The following is a 19,237-nucleotide window of genomic DNA, read 5'->3' as shown; positions in this document are numbered from 1 at the left end:
GACCCCGTTCCGTGCGCTCCGCGCCCGGTGCGCTCAAACGCCGCGCGGGCTACATATAGCCCCGCCGGCGTTTGAGGCGCGGGGTCAGGGGCGGAGCCCCTGGGAACGGTGGAAGGGCGGGGAGGGGCAAGCCCCGCGCAGCGGTACCCCCGCCCCCTGGGAGGGCTAGCCTTGATGTCGGAAAACCGCCAGCCCGGACACCCCCCGGGCCGGGATGCTGGAGCCATGTACACCGACACCGACCGCTGCGTCAGGGCCGTGCAGTCGAAGGACGCCCGTTTCGACGGGTGGTTCTTCACCGCGGTCCGGACGACCGGCATCTACTGCCGGCCCAGCTGCCCGGCCGTGCCGCCCAAGGTCGAGAACATGAGCTTCCTGCCCAGTGCCGCCGCCTGCCAGCAGGCCGGCTACCGGGCCTGCAAGCGGTGCCGGCCCGACACCAGTCCCGGGTCGCCCGAGTGGAACGCCCGCGCCGACGCCGTCGCCCGCGCGATGCGGCTGATCCAGGACGGGGTCGTGGACCGCGAAGGGGTCCCGGGGCTGGCCGCGCGCCTCGGGTACTCCGCCCGGCAGGTGGAGCGGCAGCTGAACGCCGAGCTCGGCGCCGGCCCCCTCGCCCTGGCCCGCGCCCAGCGCGCGCAGACCGCCCGACTGCTCATCGAGACCTCCGAGCTCCCGATGGGCGACGTGGCCTTCGCCGCCGGGTTCTCCTCCATCCGCAACTTCAACGAGACGGTCCGGGAGGTCTTCGCGCTCACCCCCGGCGAGCTGCGGGCCCGCGCGGCCCGGGCGGGGCGGCGGGAGCCGCGCGTCCCCGGGACCCTCAGCCTGCGGCTGCCCTACCGGGCCCCGCTCACCCCCGACAACCTCTTCGGGCACCTCGTCGCCACCGCCGTCCCCGGCGTGGAGGAGTGGCGCGACGGGGCCTACCGGCGGACCCTGCGCCTCCCCCACGGCTCCGGGATCGTCGCCCTCACCCCCGGCCCCGAGCACATCGGCTGCCGGCTCGCCCTCACCGACCTGCGGGACCTGACCATCGCCATCAGCCGCTGCCGGTGGATGCTCGATCTGGACGCCGACCCCGAGGCCGTCGACGGCCAGCTGCGCACCGACCCGCTGCTGGCCCCGCTCGTGGACAAGGCCCCCGGACGCCGGGTGCCCCGTACCGTGGACGCGGCGGAGTTCGCCGTACGGGCGGTGCTGGGCCAGCAGGTGTCCACGGCCGCCGCGCGGACCCACGCGGCCCGCCTGGTGACCGCGTACGGGGAGCCCGTCGAGGACCCGCAGGGCGGGCTGACGCACCTGTTCCCCTCCCCGGAGGCCCTGGCGGGCCTGGACCCCGAGGCGCTGTCCATGCCGCGCAGCCGCCGCGCCACGCTCACCACCCTGGTCGCGGCCCTCGCGGACGGCTCGCTGCCGCTGGGCATCGACAGCGACTGGGAGGCCGCCCGCGCCCGGCTGGACGCCCTGCCCGGCTTCGGGCCCTGGACCACCGAGATCATCGCGATGCGGGCCCTGGGCGACCCCGACGCGTTCCTGCCGTCCGACCTCGGCGTCCGCAAGGCCGCCCGGGGGCTGGGGCTGCCGTCCACGCCCGCCGCGCTCACCGCCCGGGCGGCCGGCTGGCGGCCCTGGCGCGCCTACGCCGTCCAGTACCTGTGGGCGACCGACGACCACGCGATCAACCGCATGCCCGCAGTACCCGTAGCAGGAGAAGGAGCACCGTCGTGAACAGCGCCAGGCAGCACACCGTGGTCGAGAGCCCGTACGGGGCGCTCACCCTCGTCGCCACCGACGGGGTCCTCAGCGGGCTGTACATGACCGGCCAGCGCCACCGCCCCGACGAGGAGTCCTTCGGCGAGCGGGTGGCTGCGGACGAGGAGCCGTTCCCGGAGGTGGTGCGGCAGCTGACCGCGTACTTCGCCGGGGAGCTGACCGAGTTCACCGTGCCGGTGAAGCTGGAGGGGACCGCGTTCCAGCGCAGCGTCTGGGAGCAGCTCGTCCGGATCCCGTACGGGCAGACCTGGTCCTACGGGCGGCTGGCGGCCGAGCTCGGCAAGCCGGGCGCCTCCCGCGCGGTGGGCCTGGCCAACGGGAAGAACCCGGTGGGCATCATCGTGCCCTGCCACCGCGTGATCGGCGCCTCCGGCTCGATGACGGGCTACGGCGGCGGGATCGAGCGCAAGGTGCGGCTGCTGGAGTTCGAGAGCCGCGGCGCCGGCGCCCGGTAGCGGGTCAGACCACCGCCAGGGGGACGAGCAGGGCGAAGCCCGCGCCCGCTTCGACGGCGTAGGCGTAGAGCGACGGGTGCTGGACCGGCGCGGCGAGCAGGACCACGCTCTGCTGGGTCGCGGCGGCCTTCACCCATTCGTCGTCGGCGCCGAGGCGGCCCTGGTACCAGCCCTCGCAGGGGCCCGGGCCGGTGACGGCGAGGACGTCGTCCTCGCGGCGGTAGAAGGCCTGCCAGCCCTCGGCGGGCGCAGACCAGGCCTCGAAGTCCTCGAAGGAGGCCCAGCCGCCCTCGCGGATCGCGGTGTCGAACAGCCAGACCGGCATCCCCTCGGGGGAGAGTTCGCCGCCCGACTGCTCCTCGGTGGTGAAGTGGACCATGGGAAGTGCGTCGGGACCGTCGGCCGTGCTCGGCCAGGCGTACATCGTGATCATCTGTTGATTCTGCCCTGGGTGGAGGAGTTCGGGACAGGCCGGCGGCCGGGCCTCGTCAGGTGGTCTTCCCCCAGCTACCGCTGGGAGGTGCCCCCAGGGCGGCGGCCGTTCTCCAGTTCCACGGTGCCCTCGCCCGACTCCAGTACGCGGCAGGCCTCTTGGGTGCGCAGGCCGAGCGATCCGAGGAGGTACGCGGGGAGTTCGGCCGGCTCGACGAGCTTCCAGGAGAGCAGTTCCTCCTCCTGGAGGGTGATCGAGGCCAGCTGCGCGGCGTCGAGCACTCCGCCGTCGTAGAGGTAGGCCGCCAGCGGCGGGCGGCCCGGGCCCACGCTCCAGTCGACGGCGAGGAGGCGGCCCAGCGGCAGGTCGAGGCCGATCTCCTCGGCGCTCTCCCGGCGGGCCGCCGTGCGCGGGGACTCGTTCCGGTCGGATTCGATCGTGCCGCCCGGCAGGGCCCAGCCCTCGCGGTAGTTGGGCTCCACGAGCAGGACGCGGCCCCGTTCGTCGCGGAAGAGGGCGGCCGCGCCGGCCAGGACCCGGGGCAGGCTCGCGATGTAGCTGGCGTAGTCATCCGTGGTGGTCACGCCGCCACCCTAACGGGCCCGCCCGGGCCCCGTTCCGGGTGGTTCACCCCTGCGGGTCCGGGCCGTCCCCGCGGTCCCGGGCCCGGGTCTCGGCGACGCGCCGCAGGCGGGGGTGGCGGTCCGGGCCGCTCTCGCCGACGGCCTCGCCCACCATGGCCCGGACGGCGTCCCGCAGCCCGTGCAGGGCGGGGTGGCGGGCGGGTCCGGCGCCGGGGTCCGCGCGCAGTTCGCGCAGCAGCGCCCAGCACAGCAGCAGCATGACGATCACGAACGGCAGGGCGACGAGGATGGTCGCGGTCTGCAGGGACTTCAGGCCGCCCGCGACGAGCAGGACGGCGGCGACGGCGGCCATCAGGACGCCCCAGGTGACGACGAGCCAGGTGGGCGGGTGCAGGGAGCCGCGGCTGGTGAGGGAGCCCATGACCAGGGAGGCGGAGTCGGCGCTGGTGATGAAGTACGTCATCACCAGCGCCATGGCCACCCAGGAGGTGAGGGTCCCGAGCGGCAGGGCGTCGAGCATCCCGAAGAGGGAGGCCTCGGCGCCCTCCTTGGCCTTGGCGGCGAGGTCGGCGGCGCCGGTGGAGTCCAGGCGGATGGCGGTGCCGCCCATGACGCAGAACCAGACGACGGTGGCGCCGGAGGGGACGAGGAGCACCCCGACGAGGAACTCGCGGATGGTGCGGCCCCGGGAGATCCGGGCGATGAAGGTGCCGACGAAGGGGGCCCAGGACAGCCACCACGCCCAGTAGAAGATCGTCCACGCGCCGAGCCAGGCGCGGTCGGTGAAGGCGCCGGTGCGGCTGGCCATGGGCAGCAGCTCGTGCAGGTAGCTGCCGACGCTGGCCGGGATGACGTCGAGGACGTAGACGGTGGGGCCGAGCACGAAGACGAACAGCATCAGGGCGGCGGCGAGCACCACGTTGAGGGTGCTGAGCCATTTGACGCCCTTGTGCAGGCCGGAGAAGGCGGACAGCACGAAGGCGGCGGAGAGGGAGCCGATGATGACCAGCTCGACGGTGGTCGAGTCCTGGAGGCCGGTGGTGAGGTTCAGGCCCTTGGCGACCTGGAGGGCGCCGAGGCCGAGGCTGGTGGCGGTGCCGAAGACGGTGGCGAAGACGGCGAGGAGGTCGATGGCCTTGCCGGGCCAGCCCGCGGCGCGGCGGGCTCCCATGAGGGGGACGAAGGCGGAGCTGAGCCGGTTGCCGCGGCCCTTGCGGAAGGTGGCGTAGGCCAGGGCGAGGCCGGCGATGCCGTAGATGGCCCAGGGGGTGAGGGTCCAGTGGAAGAAGGAGTAGTCCAGGGCCGCGCGGGCCGCGTCGCCGGTGCGGGGGGCGGCGCCGCTGGCGGGGGGCGGGGCCAGGTAGTGGGTGAGGGGCTCGCCCACGCCGTAGAACATCAGGCCGATGCCCATGCCGGCGCTGAACATCATCGCGATCCACGCGAGGTTGCCGAACTCGGGCTCGGAGTCGTCGGCGCCCAGGCGGATCCGGCCGAAGCGGCTGACCGCGAGGACCACGCACAGGACGAGGAACACGTCGGCGGCGATCACGAACAGCCAGGCGAAGTTGTCCAGCACCCAGGACAGCGCGGAGCCGGAGGCGCTGTCGAAGGAGTCCTTGCCGAGGGCGGCCCAGGCGACGACGGCCAGCACGGCGACCACCCCGACGATGACGACCGTGCGGTCGGGGCTGTCGTCCGGCGGGCCGCCGCCGGGCCCCGCGCCGGGGGCGTCCGGACGTGCCTGTTCCAGTGATTCCGCGCTCATCCGGCCACACTATGCAGACGTATATCCGTATTTAGGCGTATGACGCGCCGCATGTGGCCCAGGCCACTCATGGGCATAGGAGGATCCTCCGGATAAGCTCATGGTGGCGCGACTGCACTGTTCGATAGCAAGGGATTAGCAAGGTGACGGACGGAGCAGTAACTGAGGCCGCGCGCGTGCTCATCGCCGCGGACAAATTCAAGGGCTCGCTCACGGCCGTTCAGGTCGCGGAGCGGGTGACGGCCGGTCTTCGCCGGGCCGTACCGGGCGTGGAGGTCGAGACCCTCCCCGTCGCGGACGGCGGCGACGGTACGGTCGCGGCCGCCGTGGCGGCCGGGTTCGAACGCCGGGAGGTCCGGGTCACCGGTCCCGTCGGCGAGCCGGTCACGGCGGCGTTCGCGTTCCGTGACGGCACCGCCGTGGTCGAGATGGCCGAGGCCTCCGGGCTCCAGCTGCTCCCCGCGGGCACCTTCGCCGCGCTGACGGCGACCACGTACGGCTCCGGCGAGCTGCTGAAGGCCGCGCTGGACGCGGGCGCGCGCTCGATCGTCTTCGGTGTGGGCGGCAGCGCCACCACCGACGGCGGCGCGGGCATGCTCGCCGCGCTGGGCGCGGTGTTCCTGGACGCGGACGGCGAGCCGGTGGGCCCGGGCGGCGGGGCGCTGGCCTCGCTGGCGTCGGCGGACCTGTCGGGCGTGGACCCGCGGTTCGCGGACGTGGACTTCGTCCTGGCCAGCGACGTGGACAACCCGCTGACGGGCCCCAAGGGCTGCGCGGCGGTGTACGGCCCGCAGAAGGGGGCTTCGCCGCAGGACGTGGCGACCCTGGACGCGGCGCTCGGCCACTACGCGCAGGTGCTGGAGAAGGCGATCGGCCCCAAGGCCGCCGAGCTCGCCGCCTCCCCCGGCGCGGGCGGCGCGGGCGGCATCGGCTACGGCGCGCTGCTGCTGGGGGCGAGCTTCCGCCCGGGCATCGAGCTGATGCTGGAGGTGCTCGGGTTCGCCCCGGCGCTGGAGCGGGCCACGCTGGTGATCACCGGTGAGGGCTCCCTGGACGAGCAGACCCTGCACGGCAAGGCCCCGGCCGGTGTCGCCGCGGCGGCGCGGGCCGCCGGCAAGCCGGTGGTGGCGGTGTGCGGGCGGCTGCTGCTGGGCCAGGAGGCCCTCGAGGCGGCGGGCATCCGCAAGGCGTACCCGCTGACGGACCTGGAGCCGGACCCGGCGAAGTCCATCCCGAACGCGGGGCCCCTGCTGGAGCGCGTCGCGGAGAACATCGCCGCCGAGGTCCTCTGACCCCGTCCCGGCTACGACTCCCGAGGCCCGGTACCCCGCTACGGGGTACCGGGCCTCGGCCTTATGAGGCGCGCCCGGCGGTGCCGCTGCGCGGGGCGGAGGTCCCCTACCCGCCCTTCCGCCGTTCCCCGGGGCTCCGCCGTCGTCACCACGCGGGCGAAGCCGCCGCCGTGGAGGTTGACGGCGGTGGCGGCGGCCAGCTGGGCGGCGGTGAGGGTGAGGCCCCCCGGACCCGTGAGGTCGAACGTGTGGGTGGCGTCCAGCGGGACGAGGACCTCGTAGCCCAGGTTGCCGCCCATCCGGGCCGTGGTCTCGACGCACATGTTGGTCTGGATGCCGACGACCACCAGCTGGCGGATCCCCCGCGCGGTCAGCCACTCCCCGAGGTCCGGGGTGCCGTAGAAGGAGGAGTTCACGGTCTTGGTGACGTGCAGGGCCTCCTGGCCGAGCCGGTCGGCGACGAAGTCCTTGAAGGCGTGGCCGGGCTGGTCCTCGGCGAGGACGGACCCGGGCCGCAGGGAGGCGTGCCGGACCAGGACCAGCGGGCGGCCGGACGCCTGCCAGGCGTCCATCAGCGCGGCGATGTTCCCCTCCGCCGCCGGGTTGTCGCGGGGGCCCCAGAAGGCGGCGTCGTCGAAGCCCTTCTGCACGTCGACGACGATCAGGGCACTGTCGGGGGCGATCTCGATCGCGTTCTCGGTCATGGATCGATCATGTCGGGCCCGGAGCGGGCGCCCCAGGGGTGCCCGGGACCCGAAACGATGGGTTCCTGCCAGGCTGGCAGGAACCCCGGGCGGCACTCTGGCAGAGTGGCCGCATGCACCGCGTCGCGATCGTCGCCCAGCCCGGGATCCGCGCCTTCGACCTCGCCGTCATCACGGAGGTCTGGGGACCCGACCGCAGCCGCAGCGGGGTGCCCCCGTTCGAGCTGCGCCGCTGCGCGCTGGAGCCCGGGCCCATCGCCCTGCCCGGCGGGCTCACCCTGGCCCCCGACCGGGGACTGGACTGGCTCGACGAGGCCGACCTGGTCGTGGTGCCGGCGCTGGCCGAGCCCGCCGACCCGACGCCCGGGGCGGTGCTGGCCGCGCTGCGGCGGGTGCACGCCCGGGGGACGCCGGTGGCGGCGCTGTGCGCGGGGGCGTTCGTCCTCGCCGAGGCGGGGCTGCTGGACGGGCGGCGGGCGGTGACGCACTGGTGGCTGGCCCCGCAGCTCGCCGCCCGGTATCCGGCGGTGCTGGTGGAGGAGGCCCCGCTGTTCGTCGAGGACGACGGGCTGTGGACCTCCGCCGGGGTCGCCTCGGGCATCGACCTGTGCCTGCACCTGGTGCGCGAGGCCCACGGCGCGGAGGCCGCCGCCGCCGTCGCCCGTTCGATGGTGACGGGCCCGTTCCGCGCCGGGGACCACGCCCAGTACCTGGACCGGCCCGTCCCGGCCGCCGACCGGACCGCCGAGGCGCTGGCCGCCGTACGCCAGCAGGCCCTGCGCCGGCTGCACGAGCCGCTGGACGTGGCCACGCTGGCCCGCTGGGCGGGGATGTCCCCGCGCTCCTTCGCCCGGCACTTCGCGGCCTCCACCGGCACCACGCCCCACCAATGGCTGCTGGGCCGCCGGCTGGACGAGGCCCGCAAACTCCTGGAGCGGACCGACCACCCGGTGCCCGAGGTGGCCCGCCGGGCCGGGTTCGCCAGCGAGGTCACCTTCCGCCAGCGCTTCGCGGCGGCCTTCGGGCGCAGCCCGCGCGCGTACCGCACGGCGGCGGCCAACGCTCCCATAACCGGTGACAGTGTTAGAAATGGCTCATGACCGGACGTTCGGGTCGGCACAGGGAGACGCGGCCGGCGAGCCTGCTCGCGCGCCTCTCGCTGGCCCGGAACAGTCTCGCCGGCCAGGTCTTCTCCCTCCAGGCGCTCATCGTGCTGCTGCTGATCACGGCGGCCTCGCTGGCCCTGTTCTTCCAGGCCCGCTTCGACAGCGAGAAGGACGCCCGCAACCGCTCGCTGGCCGCCGCCGAGGCCTTCGCCCACGCCCCCGGGCTGCCCGCCGCGCTGGCCTCCCCGGACCCCACCGCCGAGCTCCAGCCCCTGGCCGACGCCGCCCGCAAGGCCTCCGGGGTCGACTTCATCTCCGTCCTGAGCACCGACGGCGTCCGCTACACCGACGCCCGGCCCGACCTGATCGGCAAGCGGGCCACCGGCGACCTCGCCCGGGCGGTCGCCGGGCAGCCCTTCACCGAGGTGTTCCGGGGGGCGCCCAGTGACGCGGTCCGGGCGGTCGTCCCCGTGCGGGACGCCGGGGGCCAGGTGGTCGGGCTGGTCTCCACCGGCATAGAGATCGAGAACGTAGGCCACGTGGTCGAGGGGCAGCTCCCGCTGCTGATCGGGGCCGCGGCGGGCGCCCTGCTGCTGGGGACCGCCGGGGCCGCCCTGGTCAGCCGGCGGCTGCGGCGCCAGACCCGGGGCCTGGGGGCCGCGGAACTCGCCCGGATGAACGAGCACCACGAGGCGGTCCTGCACGCCGTGCGCGAGGGGGTGCTCATCGTGGACGCCGACCACCGGCTGCTGCTCGCCAACGACGAGGCCCGCCGGCTGCTGGACCTGCCGCCCGACGCCGAACAGCGGGACGTCGGCGAGCTGGGCCTCGACCCGCGCACCGCGGAACTGCTGCTGTCCGGGCGGGTGGCCACGGACGAGGTCCACCTGGCGGGCGACCGGCTGCTCGCCGTCAACGTACGGCCCACCGCGCCCTTCGCCGGACGGCCCTCGGGCAGCGTGATGACCCTGCGCGACACCACCGAGCTCGCCGCGCTCTCCGGCCGCGCCGAGGTGGCCCGGGAGCGGCTCCAGCTGCTGTACGACGCGGGGGTGCGGATCGGCACCACCCTGGACGTGGTGCGCACCGCGGAGGAGCTGTCGGAGGTGGCCGTGCCGCGGTTCGCGGACTTCGTCACCGTCGAGCTGCTGGAGCCGGTGCTGCGCGGGGACGAGCCCTCGCCGGTGGCGGGGATGCACGCGCGGATGCGCCGGGCGGCGATGACGGGGGTGCGCGCCGACCAGCCGCTCCAGCCGGTCGGCGACACGATCTTCTTCGCGGTGCCGAACGCCCCGATGGCGGAGGCCCTGGACGCCGGGCAGGCGGTGCTCGCCGCCGACCTGCACGCGGCGATGGGCTGGCGGGCGGCCGACGCGGCCGGGACGCGGACGGCGCTGGAGTACGGGTTCCACTCGCTGATCTCCGTACCGCTGCAGGCGCGGGGCGTGGTGCTGGGGATGGCGAACTTCTGGCGGGCGGCGGACACCCCGGAGGCCTTCGACGAGGAGGACCTGTCCTTCGCGGAGGAGCTGGGGGCGCGTGCGGCCGTCTCCATCGACAACGCCCGCCGCTTCACCCGCGAGCACGCCACCGCCGTGACCCTCCAGCGCAGTCTGCTGCCCCGGGTGCTGCCGGACCTGAGCGCGGTGGAGACCGCGTTCCGCTACCTGCCGGCGAAGGCGGGGGTGGGCGGGGACTGGTTCGACGTGATCCCGCTGCCGGGGGCGCGGGTGGCGCTGGTGGTGGGGGACGTGGTGGGGCACGGGGTGCACGCGGCGGCGACGATGGGGCGGCTGCGGACGGCCGTGCACAACTTCTCGACCCTGGACATGCCCCCGGACGAGCTGCTGGGGCACCTGGACGAGCTCATCGACCGGATCGACCAGCTGGAGGCCGGGGAGCCGGCGGGGGGCGGGGAGTCCGACGAGGGGGTGGTGGAGGAGCCGGCCGGCATCACCGGCGCCACCTGCCTGTACGCCGTCTACGACCCGGTGTCGGGGCACTGCGTGATGGCCAGCGCCGGCCATCCGGGTCCGGCCCTGGTCCACCCCGACGGGCGGGTGGAGTTCCCCGAGCTGCCGACGGGGCTGCCGCTCGGGGTGGGCGGGATGCCCTTCGAGGCGGCGGGGCTGGCACTGCCCGAGGGGAGCCGGCTGGTGCTGTTCACGGACGGGCTGCTGGAGGACCGCGACCGGGACTTCGACGCCGGGCTGGAGCTGCTGGGCCGGACCCTGGCCCGGCCGGGCCGCAGCCCCGAGCAGGCCTGCGCGGACGTGCTGGCGGCGATGCTGTTCCCGGCGCCGAGCGACGACATCGCCCTGCTGATCGCCGAGGCCCGGCGGCTGGATCCGCACCGGATCGCGGAGTGGGAGGTGCCCGACGACCCGTCGGCGGTCTCCCGGGTGCGCCGGGCGGCGGCCGGGCAGCTGGAGGCGTGGGGGATGGAGGAGCTCTCGTTCACGGCGGAGCTGGTCCTGAGCGAGCTGATCACCAACGCGATCCGGTACGGGAACGAGCCGATCCGGGTCCGGCTGCTGCACGACCGGAACCTGATCTGCGAGGTCTCCGATGGCAGCAGCACCTCCCCGCACCTGCGCTACGCGGCCACCACCGACGAGGGCGGCCGCGGGCTGTTCCTCGTCGCGCAGTACGCGGAGCGGTGGGGCACCCGCTACACCGAGCGGGGCAAGGTCATCTGGGCCGAGCTGTCGCGCACGGCGGGCGCGGAGCCGCAGCTGCCGCCGGGGCTGGACCTGGACGCGCTGGAGGACCTGGCCTGGTGATCGGGAGCGCTTAGGGTTCGGCTTGTGGACGTTCTGCTGGTGGAAGACGACGAGCCGGTCGCGGAGTCGCTCAGGCGCGGTCTGCTGCGCTACGGGTTCGGGGTGGAGTGGGTCACCACCGGGGCGGCGGCGCTGGCCGTGACCGCCCCCTACGACCTGGTGCTGCTGGACCTCGGGCTGCCCGACACGGACGGGCTGGACGTCTGCCGGGAGCTGCGCGGGCGCGGGGACGTGCCGATCATCGTGATCAGCGCGCGCAGCGACGAGACCGACCGGGTCGTCGGGCTGGAGATCGGGGCGGACGACTACGTCTCCAAGCCGTTCGGGGTGCGCGAGGTGATCGCCCGGATCCGGGCCGTGATGCGCCGGGCCCGGCCCCAGAGCGAACCGCAGGGGCCGCAGCGGTACGGGTCCCGGCTGACCCTCGACCGGAAGTCGGCGCGGGTGCGGCTGGACGGCGCGGAGGTGGCGCTGACGCCGAAGGAGTACGACCTGCTGGCCTTCCTGACCGAGGAGCCGGGGGCGCTGATGTCCCGGGAGCAGATCATGGAGGCGGTCTGGGACGCCAACTGGTTCGGGCCGACCAAGACGCTGGACGTGCACGTGGCGGCGCTGCGGCGCAAGCTCGCCGGGGCGGTGGTCATCGAGGCGGTGCGCGGGGTGGGGTTCCGGCTGGTGCCGGCCGGGGACCCGGCGTGATCAAGCGGCTGATCATCAGCTACGTGCTGCTGGTCGGCGTGGCCCTGGCCGCCTTCACCGTGCCCGTCGCGTTCACGCTGACGGCCCAGCTGCGCGGGGACACCGAGGAGTCCGTGCGGCGCGAGGCGACCACGATGGCGCTGCTGCTGGGCAACGGTGACGGGCCCTCGCGGCAGGCGCTGGCCCGGGTGGCGGCGGCGTACGCGGACGAGACGCCGGGGACGGTGGAGGTGGTGGCGGCCGGCGGGGGCGCGGCGGCCCCGCTGCTGCCGGCGGCGCACCCGGGCGACCGGGCGTTCACGGCGGCGCTGCGGGAGGGCCGGACCACCGTGGACTGGGGGTCGCGGTGGGTGTGGGGGCCCGAGCTGGTGGTGACGGTGCCCGCGCACGCGCGGCCGGGGGCGGGGGCCGGTTCGGAGCAGGTGGTCGGGGCGGTGCGCGTGCGGTACGCGACGGCGGCGCTGACCGACCGGCTGTGGCGGATCTGGGGTTTCCGGGCGGTCCTGGCGGTCGGGGTGCTGGCGATCGCGGCGGCGATCGGCGCGGTGGTGGCGCGGCTGCTGACGAAGCCGCTGCGCCAGCTGAACGAGATGGCCAGCCGGTTCGGCGACGGCGATCTGACGGCCCGCTCCCCCGTGACCGGCCCGCAGGAGACGCAGACCCTGGCGCGGACCCTGAACCAGGGCGCGGAGCGGCTCGACACGCTGGTGGCCTCGCAGCGGATCTTCGTCGCGGACGCCTCGCACCAGCTGCGCACCCCGCTGACGGCGCTGCGGCTGTCGCTGGACAACATCGCGGACGGGGTGGACGACCCGTTCGTGCGCGAGGACGTGGAGCAGGCCACGGCGGAGGTCGTGCGGATGAGCCGGCTGGTCAGCGGGCTGCTGGTGCTGGCCCGGGCGGAGGCCAAGGTGTCGGTGCCCGAGCCGCTGGCGCTGCGGGAGCTGGTGGCGGAGCGGCTGGGTGTGTGGCGGCCGGCGGCGGACGAGCGCGGGGTGACGATCGTGCTGGCCGGGGACGCGGACGACCGGCTGCGGGTGCTGGCCGGGCCGGGCAACCTCGACCAGGTGCTGGACAACGTCCTGTCCAACGCGCTGGAGGTGTCCCCGGACGGGGGGACCATCACGGTGCGGCTGGAGGCGGGTGGGGCGGCCGGGGCGGAGGAGACGGTGCTGGAGGTCCTCGACCAGGGGCCCGGCATGTCCGCCGCCGAGCAGTCCCGCGCGTTCGACCGGTTCTGGCGTGGTCAGGGCCTGACCGGCCGGTCGGGTTCGGGCCTGGGGCTGGCCATCGTCAAGCAGCTGGTGACGGACGACGGCGGGAGCGTGGCCCTGCGGGACGCGCCGGGCGGCGGACTGTGCGTGCGGATCAGCCTGCGGACGGGGGCCGAGGCCGCGCCGCGGTGGATCAGCCCTCGGCCGGGAGCACCGAGGAGTGGTGGTTGACGATCAGCCACTTGCCGCCGCGCTTCTCGTACTCGTACGTGTAGCGGGCCTCGACGGGCTTGGTGACGCCGGTCTTGGGGTCGGTGAGGTGGAAGCGGTAGAGACCGGCGTCGATGGCGGAGTTCGCGTCGAGGACGTTGATCACCGAGCGGATCTTCTCGCCCTTGGGCTTCTTCTGGAGGAAGTGCTCGAAGTAGTCGCTGATCTCGGCGCGGTTGGTGCGGATCTTCGGGGAGGCGGTCGGCAGCAGGACGGCGTCGCGGGCGTAGCGGTCGGCCACCTTGCCGGCGTCGCCGGTCTGGAGGGCCGCGTTCCACTGGTCGAAGAGGGCGGCGATCTCGCGCTCGGTGGGCTTGCCGGGCCCCCGGTCGCCGGCCTGTGCGACACCGGCGCCGATGCCCGCGGTGAGGGTGGCGGCGGCCGCCACGGCGATGGCGGTACGGGCCGCACGCGTACGGAATATACGGTTCATGGGCTCCTGCTTCGAGTGAACTTCCCCCGGACGTCCTTGCGTTCGGGTGGTTCCACTCTCGCGGGGGCAGGGTTAGCCCCCGTACAGCGCAGGTGCAGTGGCCGGACAAGGATCGGCCAGGACGGACCGGCCTACGCCGTGGTGCGGGCCAGGAGGACCGCGACGTCGTCCTGGGGGGCGGTGGGGAGCAGGCGGGTCAGGATGCCGTCGCAGAGTTCCTCCAGCGGCCGGGCGGGCCGGCGCAGGGCGCGGGCGAGGCGGTCCATGCCCTCGTCGAGGTCCCGGTCGCGGGCCTCGATCAGCCCGTCGGTGTAGAGGGCGAGGAGGCTGCCCGGGGGCAGCCGGACCGTCTCGGTGCGGAAGTCCTGGCCGCCGGTGCCGAGCGGGGTGCCGGGCGGCCCCTGGAGGAAGGCGACGGTGCCGTCGGCGGCGACCACGGCCGGCGGCGGGTGGCCGGCGCGGGCGATGACGCAGCAGCCGGTGGCCGCGTCGTGCACGGCGTAGACGCAGGTGGCCATCTCGTCCTCGCCGAGGTCGCGGACGGCGGCGTCCAGGGAGCGGAGCATCCGCGCGGGGGGCACGTCGTGCCGGGCGAGGGTGCGCACGGCGGTGCGCAGCTGTCCCATGACGGCGGCGGCGTGGATGCCGTGGCCCATGACGTCGCCGATGACCAGGCCGGTGCGGCCGCGGGGCAGCTGGATGACGTCGTACCAGTCGCCGCCGACGTCGTGGTCGCTGGCGGGCAGGTAGCGGCCGGTGAGCTGGAGGCCGGGGACGTCGGGGAGGGCGCTGTTGGTGAGGCTGCGCTGGAGGGTGAGGGCGGCGTGCCGCTGGGTGGTGTACATGCGGGCGTTGTCGATGTTGAGGGCGGCCCGGGCGACGAGTTCGTCGATCAGCACGCAGTCCTGCGCGTCGAAGGGCTCGCGGCTGCGCAGCCGGGTGACGGCGACGGCGCCGAGCACCTTGCCGCGGGCGACGAGGGGGACCATGCGGGCGGAGCCGAGGGTGGCGAGGTAGGCGCGCAGGGCGCCGGCGCGGGGGTCGGTGATCAGGGCGGGGACGTCGGAGGCGTAGAGGTTCATGGGCACGCCCTCGGCGATGACCCGTTCGTAGACGGAGCCGGCGGGGATCTGGAGGGTCTGGCCGGGGGCCAGGCGGGCGGTGGGGGCGGTGGGGTCGGGGAAGGTGGCGGCGAGGCGGCGCATGACCCCGTGGGCGGCGGCGGGCGCGGCGTGGGTCTCGTCGGGGTCGAGGACGGCTTCGAGGAGCTGGACGTCGGCGGAGTCGGCGAGCTGCGGGACCAGCAGGTCGACGATCTCCTGGGCGGTGCGGCCCAGGTCGAGGGTGGTGCCGATGCGGGTTCCGGCCTCGGCGAGGAGGGCGAAGCGGGTGCGGGCGCGTTCGGCCTCCAGCTGGGCGCGCTGTCCTTCGGTGATGTCGATGAGGGAGGCGATCAGGCCGAGGGTGCGGCCGCTGCCGTCGAGGAGGGGGGCGTAGGAGCAGGACCAGGTGTGGTCGTGGCCGGGGTCGGCGGGGGTGCGGCCGGTGCGGCGGACGTCGAGGACGGCGGTGCCCCGCTCCAGCACCTGGCGCATGGTGGCCTCCAGGGCGGTGGCGTTGACTCCGGGGACCACCTCGGAGAGGCGCCGGCCCAGGTGGTCGGCGGCGGGGACGCCGTTCATCCGGGCGAGGGCGTCGTTGACGCGCAGGAAGCGCAGGTCGGGGCCGAGGGTGGCGAGGCCGATCGGGGACTGGGTGAAGAGGCTCTGGAGGGCGGCGAGGGAGTCGCGCATGCTCAGGACCTGGGAGGTCTCGACGGCGATGAGCATGGCGCCCGTGCGGCCGCGGGGGTCGGCGGCGGGCACGATCCACATCTCCATGGCGACCCGGTGGCCGTCGCGGTGGCGCACGGGCAGGGTGCCGACGACGGTCTCGCCCGCCTGGACGCGGCGGGTCAGGTCGTCGGCGAGCCCGTGGTTGGCCTCGGGGACGAGGACGGCGGTGCCGGGGCGGCCGAGGATCTCCTCGGGGCGGTGGCCCAGGAGCTCCTGGGCGGCCAGGGACCACTCCACGACGATGCCGTCCGCGTCCTCCCGCCACAGGGCGATCGGCAGCAGCTCGCGCAGGACGCCCGCGTACCCGACGGCCGCTTCCGGCGGATCGGGCACCCTGCTCGCCGACTGGTACGTGTCCAAGGCACCGACCTCACCCCGAGGGGTCCGATTCGTACCGATTCACCCTATCCGAGCGCTCGGTGCGGGGCGCTGCGGCGGGGGCGGAACGGCGGGGGCGCGGCGGCGCGCGCGGGGGCGCCCGGTGCCGGGGCCGCTCCCCCGGCGCCGGGCGTCCGCCGCGGCGGTCAGAAGTCGACCTGGGCGCGGACGTCGGCCCGGCCCACGGACTCCAGCTCCCAGGTCTTGCAGTACAGCTTGCGGATGTACTCGATGTCGGCGTTGCGGGCGGCGGCCTCGCGCACCGGGTACATCACGGTGAGCTCGTACGATCTCTCGCTGTTGATGTCGCCCTCCTTGTCCCGCCACTGGCCCCGGCCCTCCTGGAGGGTGAGCCCGGAGGGGAACCGGGGGGTGATGACGTCGGCGAGGAACTTGTTGAACTCCGCCTCGGTGATCGGCGGGTTCCCGTTGTGCCGGCCCGTGCCGAAGTAGAGGTGCGTGGAGATGTACGGGGTGCCCTGCAGGTCGGCGGCGGGCTGTGCGGCCGGGGCGGCGGCGGAGGCCGTGGGCGTGCCGAAGGCGGCCTGCGACACCGGGCCGCCGAAGGCGAAGAGGAGGGCCGCGGCGGCCAGCAGGCCGGCGGCGGGCGTCGAGATCCGTGGAGAGCGCATGTCGTCGTCCGATCTGTGAAGTGGTGGGTGGTGCGTCCGTGTCGCGCGTCGTGGGGGCCGGCCGGCGGGTCCGTTCCGCCCGGGGGCGGCCCAGGCCTAGGCCGGCAGGGATTCCCGCAGGTGGACGGCCGCGTCCCGCAGGGAGGCCGGGGCCCCTCGGCGGTGGTGCAGGCCGGCCGCGGTGGCGGCCAGCGTCTCGGTCGTGCGGACCGATCCGATGGCGGCGGCCCGGGGGGCGATCCGCCCGATGAGCTCCTCCGCCTCCCGCCAGGCCCCGGCTCCCGCGTAGGCCGCGAGGAGCTCGGCCGTGAACAGGTGCCGGTAGGAGGGGCCGGGGGCGGTGGCGGCCTCGTACAGCAGCGGGATGGCCCGGTCCCAGCGGCGCAGCCGGGCGTGGACCCAGCCCTGGTGGCCGAGGAGCTCGGTCTGGTCGATCCACCACGCCCAGTGCGGGTCCCGGGGGGAGATCCCGTCGAGGAAGCGGCTCTGGGCCCGGGCGATCAGCCGCAGGGGTTCGCGGTCCGCGCCGAGCAGGGCGGTGGCGTGGGCCCTGCGGATCAGGACGAGGCCGGCGACGCGGGCGGGCAGCGGGCGCGGCCCGGCCACCCGGGCGGCGGCGTCCAGGGCGGCCCGGGGGTGGCCGGTGTGGGTGGCGAGCATGCTGTGGTTGAGCAGGGTGAGCCGGGCCGTCCAGCGGTCCCCGCACAGGGCCGCCAGGGCCAGGGCCCGCGCGTTCATCCGGTGGGCGCGGCGGTAGCGGCCCGCGTCGAAGAGGATCCAGCCGATGACCTCGGCCAGCTCGGCGAGGGCGGCGAGCGGGTCGGGGCCGAGCCCGCGCAGGGTGTGCGGGGCGGCCGACAGCTGCGGGAGCGGTCGCAGGGCCTCCCGTACGGCCGCCACGGCGGCGGTCGCGCCCCGCCCGGCGTCGAGGGCGACCAGGCGTGCGACGGCCCCCGCGGCCAGGGGGACCAGGCCGTCGGGGTCTGCGGGGGCTGCCGGGTCTGCGGAGCCGTCGGGGTCTGCGGGGGCCCCCGCCTCCCGCCCGGGTGCCGTCATGACGGCAGGCCCGCGTCGACCGGCCCGGGGCGGCCCTGGCCGAGCCGGTTGAAGGAGGAGGCCACCTGGCTCAGCCACTCCACCTCGTCGCGGAAGTCCTCGTACGGGGGCCGCGCGGGGATCTCGGAGGCGTCGGCGCGCTCGGCCCGCTCCTCGGCGGGCCGGCCGAGGACGGCGCGCACCTGGAGGGCCTCACCCAGGGGCGAGGTCGGGTCCTCGGGGAGGTCCAGGGAGCGGGCCACCCGGGAGAAGTCCTCCAGGGAGAGGGAGGTGCGCAGGATCAGCTGGCCGTCGCGGATCTCGATGACGCGGCGGTAGAGGCGGTAGTGCGGGTCGCGGGGCGGTACGAGGTCGCGCAGCCGCGAGCGCGGCGGGTCCAGGGCGATGTCGGGCGTGGCCTGGTAGAGCGCCCACCACAGGGGCCGCAGCCGGCGCCAGGAGCGGTAGGAGCGGATCCAGCCGCGGGCGCGGGTGATGCGGATGCCCCAGGAGGGGATGGTCCAGCCGGCGATCTGGAGGAGGGCGCCGACGCTGCCGGCCGTCCACTGGATGGGGTCGAGGGCGCTGCCGTCGAAGTCCAGGCGGGTCCCGGCGATCTGGACGCCGCGGGTGACGCAGTAGACGAGGATCATGCTGGCGCCGACGGTGACGGTGCGCATGCCGACCTTGAGCCACTGGCGGTTGGCCATCGTGGTGAAGCGCAGCGACAGGCGCACGGTCTCGAACTGCCCGACCGCGCAGATCAGCAGGTAGAAGGACATGTACACGGCGTATCCGCCGTGCTGGATGCTGAGCAGGATCGTCGAGGTCGCCGTCTCCGAGTGGGCCACGGGGCCGACGTAGAAGGAGGAGACGACGAGCACGGCGAGCGCGCCGCCGAAGCCGAGGACGCGGCGGCGGGCCATGCGGCGGGCCTCGGCGGGCGGCGAGGACCAGTAGACGAGGACCACCTGCTGGGCGGCGGTGAGCACCACGACCGCCGACTGGGTGATCAGCGAGGTGATGTTCGGCAGCCCGAAGAAGGCGGAGATGTGCAGCCGCAGCAGGTCCAGGTCGACCAGGAAGCTGATCCCGGAGCAGAGGAAGTAGGTGCACAGCGCCCACAGGGCGACGTCGTGCCGTCGGCGCAGCAGGTCCGGGAGCCGGTAGGCGAAGGCCGCGAGGCCGACGAAGGCACAGACCCACGCGAGGATCGCGTAGATCACGCCGGCCCCTGCTCGGGCCTGCCCAGGCCGCTCTCTATCCGGGCCACTATCTCGGCGGCCGCCTCCGGCACCCCCCAGGCGGGCTCGGTCCAGCGCTTGTTGGCCCGGGCCAGGATCAGTGAGGCCATGGTCTCGGCCTCCTGCTCCTCGTCGTCGCTGTAGCGGGAGCGCATCAGCACGCCGCGCACGGCCTCGGGGTCGACGTCGGAGAACAGCCCGCCCGCGCCGCCCGCCCCCTCCGGCTCCGGCGCTGCCGGACCGGCCTGGTCCAGTTGCAGGGACCCCTGGTGGTCGAAGGCGATATGGGCGAGTTCGTGGGCGATGATGTGTTCCTTGTGCGACGCCGAAGCCGCCTTCTCGAAGGCGATGATGTCGAAGTCATCCGTTTTCAGCCAGATCCCGAACAGGTGGCGTTCGGGGAAGGCCGTCGGGATGAGGTGGATGGGACGCCCGCGCCGCTCGCTGAGGTGCGCGTGGAGCTCGTCGATGCCGCAGCCGTGCTCCATGCCCCATTCCGCGAGCAGCCCTTCGCAGGTCCGGCGCACCTTCTTCAGCCGCCGCCTGAGCCTGCGGTCCTCCGACGCCGGTAACGCGGAGCCAGGTAACTTCATCCCTCA

The 19,237-nt window shown here is 74.9% G+C and carries 17 protein-coding genes; 7 read left to right on the top strand and 10 right to left on the bottom strand.

Features of this window, described 5'->3' with window-relative positions; all coding sequences use genetic code 11:
- The first annotated feature begins 225 nt into the window (after window positions 1–225).
- Window positions 226–1,731, top strand: a complete 1,506-nt coding sequence (locus tag ACFVXK_RS01765; protein WP_389609367.1) for an AlkA N-terminal domain-containing protein — start codon at window positions 226–228, stop codon at window positions 1,729–1,731.
- Window positions 1,728–2,231 (top strand): methylated-DNA--[protein]-cysteine S-methyltransferase, encoded by a 504-nt coding sequence (locus ACFVXK_RS01760; RefSeq protein WP_389609365.1) that lies wholly within the window; start codon window positions 1,728–1,730, stop codon window positions 2,229–2,231. Before ACFVXK_RS01765 ends, ACFVXK_RS01760 begins: the two co-directional genes overlap by 4 nt.
- Before the next feature lie 4 nt (window positions 2,232–2,235).
- Here ACFVXK_RS01760 and ACFVXK_RS01755 read toward each other — a convergent pair whose 3' ends face one another.
- From ACFVXK_RS01755 to ACFVXK_RS01745, 3 genes are all read right to left on the bottom strand, one after another.
- Window positions 2,236–2,664, bottom strand: coding sequence for a hypothetical protein (locus ACFVXK_RS01755; RefSeq protein WP_079430546.1), 429 nt, complete (start codon window positions 2,662–2,664; stop codon window positions 2,236–2,238).
- 74 nt (window positions 2,665–2,738) lie between these two features.
- Window positions 2,739–3,248 carry an NUDIX domain-containing protein gene (locus tag ACFVXK_RS01750; RefSeq protein WP_389609363.1) on the bottom strand — a complete coding sequence of 170 codons (510 nt, stop codon included), beginning with the start codon at window positions 3,246–3,248 and terminating at the stop codon, window positions 2,739–2,741.
- A 43-nt stretch (window positions 3,249–3,291) separates the two neighbouring features.
- Complete coding sequence (locus ACFVXK_RS01745) at window positions 3,292–5,013, bottom strand: BCCT family transporter (RefSeq protein WP_389609361.1); 1,722 nt, start codon at window positions 5,011–5,013, stop codon at window positions 3,292–3,294.
- A 143-nt stretch (window positions 5,014–5,156) separates the two neighbouring features.
- Between ACFVXK_RS01745 and ACFVXK_RS01740 the strand changes: the two genes are divergently transcribed.
- Window positions 5,157–6,305, top strand: a complete 1,149-nt coding sequence (locus ACFVXK_RS01740) for a glycerate kinase (RefSeq protein ID WP_389609359.1) — start codon at window positions 5,157–5,159, stop codon at window positions 6,303–6,305.
- 38 nt (window positions 6,306–6,343) lie between these two features.
- Here the strand turns inward: ACFVXK_RS01740 and ACFVXK_RS01735 are convergent, their stop codons facing one another.
- Window positions 6,344–7,009, bottom strand: coding sequence for a cysteine hydrolase family protein (locus ACFVXK_RS01735; RefSeq protein ID WP_389609357.1), 666 nt, complete (start codon window positions 7,007–7,009; stop codon window positions 6,344–6,346).
- A 113-nt stretch (window positions 7,010–7,122) separates the two neighbouring features.
- On the opposite strand from ACFVXK_RS01735, the gene ACFVXK_RS01730 reads away from it, so the two are divergent.
- The 4 genes from ACFVXK_RS01730 to ACFVXK_RS01715 are packed head-to-tail and all read left to right on the top strand — an operon-like array spanning window position 7,123 to window position 13,042.
- Window positions 7,123–8,109 carry a GlxA family transcriptional regulator gene (locus ACFVXK_RS01730; protein ID WP_389609355.1) on the top strand — a complete coding sequence of 329 codons (987 nt, stop codon included), beginning with the start codon at window positions 7,123–7,125 and terminating at the stop codon, window positions 8,107–8,109.
- Window positions 8,106–10,898 (top strand): SpoIIE family protein phosphatase, encoded by a 2,793-nt coding sequence (locus ACFVXK_RS01725; RefSeq protein ID WP_389609353.1) that lies wholly within the window; start codon window positions 8,106–8,108, stop codon window positions 10,896–10,898. The genes ACFVXK_RS01730 and ACFVXK_RS01725 overlap by 4 nt, the downstream gene beginning before the upstream one ends.
- Before the next feature lie 24 nt (window positions 10,899–10,922).
- Window positions 10,923–11,597, top strand: coding sequence for a response regulator transcription factor (locus tag ACFVXK_RS01720; protein ID WP_389609351.1), 675 nt, complete (start codon window positions 10,923–10,925; stop codon window positions 11,595–11,597).
- On the top strand, window positions 11,594–13,042 hold the full coding sequence (locus ACFVXK_RS01715; protein ID WP_389609349.1) for a sensor histidine kinase: 1,449 nt from the start codon (window positions 11,594–11,596) through the stop codon (window positions 13,040–13,042). The genes ACFVXK_RS01720 and ACFVXK_RS01715 overlap by 4 nt, the downstream gene beginning before the upstream one ends.
- Here ACFVXK_RS01715 and ACFVXK_RS01710 read toward each other — a convergent pair.
- The 6 genes from ACFVXK_RS01710 to ACFVXK_RS01685 form a co-directional block, all read right to left on the bottom strand.
- Window positions 13,005–13,514: an SgcJ/EcaC family oxidoreductase gene (locus ACFVXK_RS01710; RefSeq protein ID WP_389609347.1), complete on the bottom strand. Its 510-nt coding sequence runs from the start codon at window positions 13,512–13,514 to the stop codon at window positions 13,005–13,007. The two genes, ACFVXK_RS01715 and ACFVXK_RS01710, sit on opposite strands and share 38 nt — an antisense overlap.
- A gap of 131 nt (window positions 13,515–13,645) precedes the next feature.
- A complete protein-coding gene (locus ACFVXK_RS01705; RefSeq protein WP_389609345.1) occupies window positions 13,646–15,709 on the bottom strand; it encodes a SpoIIE family protein phosphatase in 2,064 nt (687 codons plus the stop codon).
- A 164-nt stretch (window positions 15,710–15,873) separates the two neighbouring features.
- Window positions 15,874–16,359, bottom strand: a complete 486-nt coding sequence (locus ACFVXK_RS01700) for a DUF3574 domain-containing protein (RefSeq protein ID WP_389609343.1) — start codon at window positions 16,357–16,359, stop codon at window positions 15,874–15,876.
- Window positions 16,360–16,455: 96 nt separating this feature from the next.
- A complete protein-coding gene (locus ACFVXK_RS01695) occupies window positions 16,456–17,415 on the bottom strand; it encodes a DNA-binding protein (protein WP_389609341.1) in 960 nt (319 codons plus the stop codon).
- Window positions 17,412–18,620, bottom strand: coding sequence for an MAB_1171c family putative transporter (locus ACFVXK_RS01690; protein ID WP_389609339.1), 1,209 nt, complete (start codon window positions 18,618–18,620; stop codon window positions 17,412–17,414). The genes ACFVXK_RS01695 and ACFVXK_RS01690 overlap by 4 nt, the downstream gene beginning before the upstream one ends.
- On the bottom strand, window positions 18,617–19,231 hold the full coding sequence (locus tag ACFVXK_RS01685; protein ID WP_389609337.1) for a hypothetical protein: 615 nt from the start codon (window positions 19,229–19,231) through the stop codon (window positions 18,617–18,619). The genes ACFVXK_RS01690 and ACFVXK_RS01685 overlap by 4 nt, the downstream gene beginning before the upstream one ends.
- Window positions 19,232–19,237 lie beyond the last annotated feature (6 nt).

It is taken from the genome of Streptomyces sp. NPDC058157 (assembly GCF_042884105.1).
Lineage (GTDB): Bacteria > Actinomycetota > Actinomycetes > Streptomycetales > Streptomycetaceae > Streptomyces.
Note: the sequence above shows the minus strand (reverse complement) of the source record. Positions and strands in the feature narration are given on the sequence as shown.

Bases quoted from the DNA above. Each gene is read 5' to 3' on its own strand.
- ACFVXK_RS01730 (WP_389609355.1), top strand. From the start codon at position 7,123: ATGCACCGCGTCGCGATCGTCGCCCAGCCCGGGATCCGCGCCTTCGAC.
- ACFVXK_RS01685 (WP_389609337.1), bottom strand. From the start codon at position 19,231: ATGAAGTTACCTGGCTCCGCGTTACCGGCGTCGGAGGACCGCAGGCTC.
- ACFVXK_RS01735 (WP_389609357.1), bottom strand. From the start codon at position 7,009: ATGACCGAGAACGCGATCGAGATCGCCCCCGACAGTGCCCTGATCGTC.
- ACFVXK_RS01700 (WP_389609343.1), bottom strand. From the start codon at position 16,359: ATGCGCTCTCCACGGATCTCGACGCCCGCCGCCGGCCTGCTGGCCGCC.
- ACFVXK_RS01765 (WP_389609367.1), top strand. From the start codon at position 226: ATGTACACCGACACCGACCGCTGCGTCAGGGCCGTGCAGTCGAAGGAC.
- ACFVXK_RS01695 (WP_389609341.1), bottom strand. From the start codon at position 17,415: ATGACGGCACCCGGGCGGGAGGCGGGGGCCCCCGCAGACCCCGACGGC.
- ACFVXK_RS01725 (WP_389609353.1), top strand. From the start codon at position 8,106: ATGACCGGACGTTCGGGTCGGCACAGGGAGACGCGGCCGGCGAGCCTG.
- ACFVXK_RS01755 (WP_079430546.1), bottom strand. From the start codon at position 2,664: ATGATCACGATGTACGCCTGGCCGAGCACGGCCGACGGTCCCGACGCA.
- ACFVXK_RS01710 (WP_389609347.1), bottom strand. From the start codon at position 13,514: ATGAACCGTATATTCCGTACGCGTGCGGCCCGTACCGCCATCGCCGTG.
- ACFVXK_RS01745 (WP_389609361.1), bottom strand. From the start codon at position 5,013: ATGAGCGCGGAATCACTGGAACAGGCACGTCCGGACGCCCCCGGCGCG.